Raw genomic sequence first — 6,915 nt, forward strand, 5'->3', positions numbered from 1 at the left:
TCGTGTGCAACGCCGCCGGCGAGCGCATCGGCACCGTGGAGCGCGGCGCCGTGCGCCCCTTGGGGCTCGCCACCCAGGCCGTGCATCTGGTGGGCAGCGCGCCGGGGGGCTGCCTGTGGGTGCAGCAACGCGCCTTCGACAAACCCACCCACCCTGGAAAGTGGGACACGCTCATGGGTGGCATGGTCAGCGCCGCCGACACGCTGGACACGGCCCTGGAGCGGGAAACCTGGGAAGAGGCGGGCCTGCGCACGAGCGCGCTGCACGCCGTGGCGCACGGCCGCCACGTGGACTTCGCCCGGCCCAGCAGCGACGGCGAAGGCGTGGGCTACATGGTCGAGCGCATCGATTGGTTCCATGCCACCGTGCCCGAGGGCCTGGTGCCCGAGAACCAGGACGGCGAGGTGGAACGGTTTGAACTGCTGCCCACCGCCGAGGTGCACGCACGGCTGGCGCGCGGCGAGTTCACACCGGAGGCGGCGCTGGTGCTGGCGGGGTTCTACGGCTGGTAGCGCGCGAGGCCCTGGCAGGTCTCTCTTCGGTGCGCCGCAAGGTGTTTCGGGCTGGGGTGGGGGATTGAGGCCATCCGCTGGTCAGATCGGAAACATGGGCCCAGCCCCGTTTTACAAGGAAATCACCATGCTCAGTCTCGGTCACATCAAGCGCAAACTCACCGGCGGCTCTTCGTCTTTGGAGCGGCCGGCATCGCCCCCCGCTTCGCCGCCGCGCACGTCGCCCCATCGGCACGCATCTCCCCATGGAATGCCGCCATCGCGGCAGACGGGGGCGGGGCCTGTGGCCGGGCAAATGGGGCAGCCGCGGATCGACCTTCAGGCACAGCGCAACAGAACTGCACGCCTGGATTGGAGCGTGGCTTCCCAACTCTACGATCACCGCGTCATTTCAGCCGAGAGGAACAAGATCGGGATCCAAATGTTCGCGCAGGCGACTGGCAGCGAGACATTCGTTCCAGATCGCGCGGCCCTTGATAGAGCGGTCAAGGAGAACCTGACGGCGCGCGCCAATGCGAGCAACTGCTCGACCGAAGAGGTTTTCCGACGCACGGCGGCCGACCCGCATCTCAAAGCGGAATACGAGGCAGTGTGCGCAAAGATGAACACCATCAACAACCAGGGGGTCAGTTTCCATCGATTTGAAATGCTGCACATTGCCGCTGAGAATCTCGCGGCCCGCCAGCGGGCGGGGCAGCGGCAAAACCTGCAAGGAGGCGCTCACCAGCCGACCGCCAGCACTCCCGCATACCCATCGCAGCGCCTGCGCAGGCAGCGCGATGAAAGTCCGGCGCCCCGGCCCGGGACGTCGAGCGAAGGGGCTGGGCCCTCGCGCCCACAGGAAGCCATTCGCCGGCCGGACAAAGAACCCGTGCAGCCCGAGGCCCCTTTGGAGTCCTCCAGTCCGACTTCGCCTTCGGCGACCGGCTGGCGGGCCGCGACGTCCCGAAGGACACGGCCTGCATCACCGCCGCCGCCGGAATCCGTTGCCGCCCCGGTTCCTGCCTCGCCTGCCAGCGCCAGCGCGCCATCCGACGCGACCGGCCCGTCCGTGACGGCAGGGGAGGGGCCGAAGCTCAGCCGCAGCACCCAGTTCCAAGGCCGGCGCTTCAACGCGGCGTACGCAGCGGTCCGGCCGCAAGGTGGCGCCGAGCCGGCCGCTGCGGTCGCGGCGCTCGCCGGAAGGTCCAGTTTGCCGAGTACGCGGTGAGGGAAGGGATCGCTGAGAAAACGGATGGCACGAAGGGAAAGCCCGCACCGCTGCCCGGTGAGCTTCGGGACGCAGTCTCTCGGAAATCAATCAGCAGATCCAGAGAAATAAGATCATGGAAAGCCAGGGCATGCTCCCGCCCGATGACGAAGACGAGGCAGAGACATCCGCATCGTCCGAAGCGGGCAGTCGCCGCACATCCGAACCCCTGACGCTGGAAAGTTTCGGTTTTTCGCTGGAGCAGGACAGCGATTCGGACACCATCTCCGACCACGGTCTGGCAGACGAAGAAGCCATGGAGGTCAGCGAAGAAGACCGGGCGGCGATTGGATCGATGGGCGGCCGCATGTTCACCCGGCCGGGCGTAGGACGCTGATTGCCGATGCGATGCCCCGTGCATCGCTGAGTGAATCATGCCGCTAGTAACAAGCACGTCTCGGTGAACGGGAGCGTGCGGCAGGTTCGCCCGCCGGCCTCGTGGCGGGCGTGGTCGAGGCGATCCAGCAGACCGGCATCCGCCACCACCTGCTGGCACTGACCGAATCGTTGGCGCTGGACAACGTGGAAGACTCGGTTGCCAAGAGGAACCTGCTGCGCATCAATTTTCTAATGCTATTGTTTTTATAGCGATATGCCCTAGTACTTATTGCGGCGGAGGCCTTTCAGGCTCTTCATGCCTCCGGTTGGTGCGCAGCCGGTTCACGGCGGAGGCGGCGCTGGTGCTGGTGCGGTTGACTGGCCGCAGAAGTGAAGGCCAAGGCCAGTCGATTGCGTTTTGCAACGCACTGCTTCGGATGGCTTCGGCGCCCATCTGGCGCATGCCTAAAGTAGAGCCATGTTCCACACTGCACGCAAGGATTCCCATGTTCAACGGCATCACCCATAAATTAGGCATAGGTCGCAGCAAGTCCAGCGACACGCAGGCCCATCCGAAAGAGGGTTCAGGCAAATCCTCGGGGAGTTCGTCAGGAAAGACATCGCGCCATTCGCATGCCGCTCCACCCGGAATGCCTTCTTCTCGTGCCCAATCGGGAGCCGCTGCGTCTGAGCAGGGCGCTCGCCCCCGCACGCAGATCGGTGGGGACTCGTCTTCGGGCCGCCCACTCAGCGTCAAGGAGCAACGGTATCAGCAATTGATGGCGGATGCGGCCATGGTGGGGGGCTCTATGCGCAGACCAGCCACACGCCCAGACCGAAAACTGAAAAACCGCCAGCTTCTGTGTCTTCTCCGTCCTCGAGCTTCACGCGTCAGGAGTCTTTCGACCCCGACATGCAAACCATGATGTTCAACACGCCCGATGCGAAGGAGTTTTATCAGCACATGGTGAACCCTGGCGCGCAAGCCCAAAGCAGTGCGTCTGCCGACGCTGCCGCGCCACCGAGCGGTCGTGTTTTTGGACGCAGCGGGCCGATCCAGAACCGCGATTACAACGCTGGGCCGGCGCCTCAGCGTTAGAGCGCTGGCGCAAGCCGCTGAGAGCGGGTTTCGAAGGCTTGGCGATGCAAGTCTTATGACGTCGCTTCGGTCGAGTGCCTTGGCTCTGCACGGGGCGGACTTCTTGTCTGCCGCTCCCGGGCCACCGTCCGTACCAGGTCCCACGCGGCCTGGGCCACCGGCGCCAGCGCCCGGTTGCGGCGGTGGACGAGCACGATTTCGCGGTCCACGCGCGGGCGCAGCGGGCGCACGGCCACCCCGGGCAGGCCCTCTGGCGGCAATGCCAGCGTGGGCACCACGGTGATGCCCAGGCCCGCGGCCAGCATGCGAAAGATCGTGGTCGGATGGCCGACCTCCTGCGCCACGGTGGCGGCCACGCCCTGGGCGGAAAACGCCTGGTCGATGAGGCGGCGGCTGCCCGAGGCATGGTCGAGCAAAAACCAACGGCTCGCCCGCCAGATCGGTCCAGCGCACGCTGCGCCGGCGCGCCAAAGGATGGCCAGGCGGGCAGGCCACGCAAAAGGGCTCGGTGAGGATGGCCTCGCAGGTGAGCGCCTCGCGCTCGCCAGGGTCGATCACCACGCCGAAATCCACTTCGCCCGACAGCACGCTCGCCAGCACGTCGTTCTGGATGCGGTCCAGCAGCACGATCTGCAGGCCCGGAATCTCGCGCTGGCAGCGGGCGATGCAGTCAGGCATGAGGTGGGCCGAAAGCGTGGGGCTGCTGGCCACGCGCACCCGGCCCCGCCGCTCGGACGCCATGCCGCGCACATCCAGCAGCACCGCGTCCAGGTCTTCCAGCACGCGCTCCAGGCGGGCGGCGAGGCTGCGGCCCGCCTCGGTCAGCTCGACCTCGCGTGTGGTGCGGTTGAGCAGCTGCAGACCCAATTGCGCCTCCAGTTCGGTGATGCAGCGGCTCACCGCGGGTTGCGTCAGGCCGATCTGTTCGCCCGCGCGGCTGAAATGGCGCGTGGCGGCGACGGCGCGAAAGACATGGAGCTGGCGCAGCGTGACATTCATGATTTCCCATCATAAAACCATCAGATAAATCCATTTCTCTTTGGATCGCGCGCCGGGCCTAATGGCGGCCATCCGATTGCAAAGGTTCCGCGCTCCATGGCCCGCTCCCGTTTCCTTCCCGACAATTTCACCCTCGCGCTGCTCGCCACCGTGGCGCTGGCCAGCCTGCTGCCCGCCTCGGGGCGGGTGGCCCAGGGCTTCGAGCAGGCCACGCTGGCCGCGGTGGCGCTGCTGTTCTTCCTGCACGGCGCCAAGCTGTCGCGGGAGGCCATCGTGGCCGGCCTGTCGCACTGGCGCCTGCACCTGGTGGTGGTGGCCTCGACCTTCGTGCTCTTTCCGCTCATCGGCTGGGCGCTGCGGCCGGTGCTGCAGCCGCTGGTCACGCCCGAGCTGTACCTGGGCGTGCTCTTCCTGTGCGTGCTGCCGGCGACCGTGCAGTCGGCCATCGCCTTCACCGCCATGGCACGCGGCAACATGCCTGCCGCCGTGTGCGCTGCCTCGGGCTCGACGCTGCTGGGCATCGTGATCACGCCGCTGCTGGTGGGCTGGCTGCTGCCGGGCGTTCCCATGGCGCATGGCGCGGGCGGCGCAGCGGGTGGGGGCACGCATGATCTGCTGGCCAGCATCGGGCGCATCACGCTGCAATTGTTCGTTCCCTTCCTGTCGGGCCATCTGCTGCGACCGTGGATCAGCGGCTTCGTGCAGCGCCGTGCCGCGGTGCTCAAGTTCGTGGACCAGGGCTCGATCCTGCTGGTGGTCTACACGGCTTTCAGTGCGGCGGTGATCGAGGGGCTGTGGCGGCAGATTCCGCTGCCGGCGCTGGCCGGGCTGCTGGTCGTGTGCGCGGTGATTCTGGCCATCGCCCTGACGGCCACGACGTGGATCAGCCGGCGGTTCGGTTTTTCGAAAGAGGACGAGATCACCGTGGTGTTCTGCGGCTCCAAGAAAAGCCTGGCGAGCGGCGTGCCCATGGCCAAGGTGCTGTTCGCCTCGCACGCGGTGGGGGCCATCGTGCTGCCGCTGATGGTGTTCCACCAGCTGCAGCTCATGGTGTGCGCGGTGCTCGCACAGCGTTATGCCCGCCGGCCCGAGGGGCTCGCCCCCGCGGATCGCATCGCCGCCAATGCAGCGACGGCCCGCGCGGCCGAAACCTCGCAGGTCCGGTAGAAGGCCGGGGTCAAGCGCCCCAGAGGGCACCCTGGCCTCAGTCCTGTTCTTCGCCGGGCGGCACCTTCAGGCGGTCGTTGCGGACCTCTTTCATCATGGCCTCGCCCTCGGGGTCTGTGTCGTCCACCGGCACGCTGTCTTCCTGGGTGATTTCCGGCTCGTCGTTACCGGGGGGATGCTTGGGGGTGTTCATCGTGTCTCCTGGGGCGGGGATGCCGGCGGGGCAGTGCCTGAGGGGTCTGCCCGGCCTTCGGCGGATGCCGATTTGGATTCATCAAGGCTGCAGCATCTCCGGCTGCGTGCGGATCGAAGTGCGGTCGCGCTGGTCCTTGAGCTTGCCGAGGGCGCTGTCCAGCGCGCGCTGCAACTTGGCTTCGGCGCCTCGGAAGGCTTCATCCACGGTGGGCGCGTTGTGGCTTGCGACAACGGGCGCATGCTGGGGCACCAAAGCCTCGATCACGCAGCGCTTGTCGTCCGCACCACCCCGGTCATGGTTGACGTCCGACAGGTGCACTTCGACGCGCCGCACGCCCTCGGTGAACCGTGACAGATTCTTTCGGATCTCGGCGTCGGCCCAGCGTTCCAGGCTCTCGCGGTTTTCCATGCCATTGCCCGTGTTGATGTGAATTTCCATGAGATCTCCTGATGCAGGTAAGAGAACCCAGAGTGCCTCGGGCAGTCCCGCCGCCCTGTAGGCCGAGGGAGCGTGGGGCCGTGCGCAGGGTCCTTTGTCACGTTGCGTGACACCTGGGCTGAAGCTCCCCTCACATCGCTCAGCCGTGGCGCTGTGCCCCGTGGAAATCCAAAAAAAAGCCATGCGGGGTGCCTTGGCATGGGGCGGATTCGCCTGTTAAATTTCGTAAGAGGGATGAGAGGTGCTGCAGGCGTCGAGCCATGCACCCGAAGCGGAAGACGCAGGCCGTTTTCCGGACAACGGCCCCGAATCTTTGCCGCGACCCCAGCGTCGTTGCACGCCCTGTTTCCCGGTTCGGAAAGAGGCATCCGGCAAAGAATTCGTTTCTCAAAAAAATCAGAACGGGTTGCGCCATGCACACGATTTCCTCTGGCCCGCGGCATGGCCGCCATGTCCTCGCGGCGTTGATCGCCTGTACGGCATCTCTGCATGTCGCCGCAGCGCATGCCGCCGATGTCCGCATCACGCTGCCCCCTGGCGGCGGCTTCAGCGTGCGCAGCAGTGGCGGCGCCGATGAGCGCCTGCGGGTGCAGTCCGATGGCGCGGTCCTGTTGCCTGCACTGCCTGCCTCGCCGCAACAGGGCCAGCTGGCATGTTTCGATGGCGCTTCGGGCCGCCTGGGGAGTTGTTCCCCGGCCGCTGCTTCGGCCTTGGCGGGGCCCACCGGCGCGACCGGTCCGGCCGGGCCCGGTGGGGCGACAGGTGCTACGGGGGCCACGGGCGCGCAGGGGGCAACCGGCGCAACCGGGTCATCGGGTGCGACCGGAGCGACGGGGCCCATCGGATTGGCTGGCGCCACCGGTCCGGCAGGTCCGCAAGGAATTCAGGGCGTGATAGGGGCCACGGGCCCGACCGGCGCGGCGGGCGCCACCGGCAC

Annotated in this window: 8 protein-coding genes and 2 pseudogenes; 6 read left to right on the forward strand and 4 right to left on the reverse strand. The window is 66.9% G+C overall.

Going from position 1 to position 6,915, the window contains the following annotated elements; translation table 11 throughout:
- Window positions 1–512, forward strand: a 512-nt coding sequence (locus AC27KI_RS16495; protein WP_487114791.1) for an NUDIX hydrolase, incomplete at its 5' end; no start/stop codon positions are given.
- A 391-nt stretch (window positions 513–903) separates the two neighbouring features.
- Here the strand turns inward: AC27KI_RS16495 and AC27KI_RS16500 are convergent.
- Entirely contained in the window at window positions 904–1,236 is a 333-nt protein-coding gene (locus tag AC27KI_RS16500; protein ID WP_487090145.1) for a hypothetical protein, read from the reverse strand.
- A 601-nt stretch (window positions 1,237–1,837) separates the two neighbouring features.
- Here AC27KI_RS16500 and AC27KI_RS16505 point away from each other — a divergent pair.
- From AC27KI_RS16505 to AC27KI_RS16515, 3 genes are all read left to right on the forward strand, one after another.
- On the forward strand, window positions 1,838–2,098 hold the full coding sequence (locus AC27KI_RS16505; RefSeq protein ID WP_487114793.1) for a hypothetical protein: 261 nt from the start codon (window positions 1,838–1,840) through the stop codon (window positions 2,096–2,098).
- 110 nt (window positions 2,099–2,208) lie between these two features.
- Window positions 2,209–2,349, forward strand: coding sequence for a hypothetical protein (locus tag AC27KI_RS16510; RefSeq protein ID WP_487090143.1), 141 nt, complete (start codon window positions 2,209–2,211; stop codon window positions 2,347–2,349).
- A 643-nt stretch (window positions 2,350–2,992) separates the two neighbouring features.
- A complete protein-coding gene (locus AC27KI_RS16515) occupies window positions 2,993–3,178 on the forward strand; it encodes a hypothetical protein (RefSeq protein ID WP_487114795.1) in 186 nt (61 codons plus the stop codon).
- Between the two features lie 53 nt (window positions 3,179–3,231).
- On the opposite strand, the pseudogene AC27KI_RS16520 reads toward AC27KI_RS16515, so the two are convergent.
- Window positions 3,232–4,177 (reverse strand): annotated as a pseudogene (locus tag AC27KI_RS16520) (LysR family transcriptional regulator).
- Window positions 4,178–4,273: 96 nt separating this feature from the next.
- Here AC27KI_RS16520 and AC27KI_RS16525 point away from each other — a divergent pair.
- Window positions 4,274–5,344, forward strand: coding sequence for a bile acid:sodium symporter family protein (locus AC27KI_RS16525; protein ID WP_487090141.1), 1,071 nt, complete (start codon window positions 4,274–4,276; stop codon window positions 5,342–5,344).
- Between the two features lie 37 nt (window positions 5,345–5,381).
- Here AC27KI_RS16525 and AC27KI_RS16530 read toward each other — a convergent pair whose 3' ends face one another.
- Entirely contained in the window at window positions 5,382–5,537 is a 156-nt protein-coding gene (locus AC27KI_RS16530; protein WP_284429106.1) for a hypothetical protein, read from the reverse strand.
- Between the two features lie 81 nt (window positions 5,538–5,618).
- The gene (locus AC27KI_RS16535) at window positions 5,619–5,978 is read right to left on the reverse strand and encodes an HPF/RaiA family ribosome-associated protein (RefSeq protein WP_487114797.1); all 360 of its coding nucleotides are present in this window, start codon (window positions 5,976–5,978) and stop codon (window positions 5,619–5,621) included.
- A gap of 413 nt (window positions 5,979–6,391) precedes the next feature.
- Here AC27KI_RS16535 and AC27KI_RS16540 point away from each other — a divergent pair.
- A pseudogene (locus AC27KI_RS16540) lies at window positions 6,392–6,915 on the forward strand (collagen-like protein); the annotation flags it as partial.

This window comes from Acidovorax sp. KPB24-03 (genome assembly GCF_057546605.1).

Bases quoted from the DNA above. Each gene is read 5' to 3' on its own strand.
- AC27KI_RS16515 (WP_487114795.1), top strand. From the start codon at position 2,993: ATGCAAACCATGATGTTCAACACGCCCGATGCGAAGGAGTTTTATCAG.
- AC27KI_RS16505 (WP_487114793.1), top strand. From the start codon at position 1,838: ATGGAAAGCCAGGGCATGCTCCCGCCCGATGACGAAGACGAGGCAGAG.
- AC27KI_RS16525 (WP_487090141.1), top strand. From the start codon at position 4,274: ATGGCCCGCTCCCGTTTCCTTCCCGACAATTTCACCCTCGCGCTGCTC.
- AC27KI_RS16530 (WP_284429106.1), bottom strand. From the start codon at position 5,537: ATGAACACCCCCAAGCATCCCCCCGGTAACGACGAGCCGGAAATCACC.
- AC27KI_RS16535 (WP_487114797.1), bottom strand. From the start codon at position 5,978: ATGGAAATTCACATCAACACGGGCAATGGCATGGAAAACCGCGAGAGC.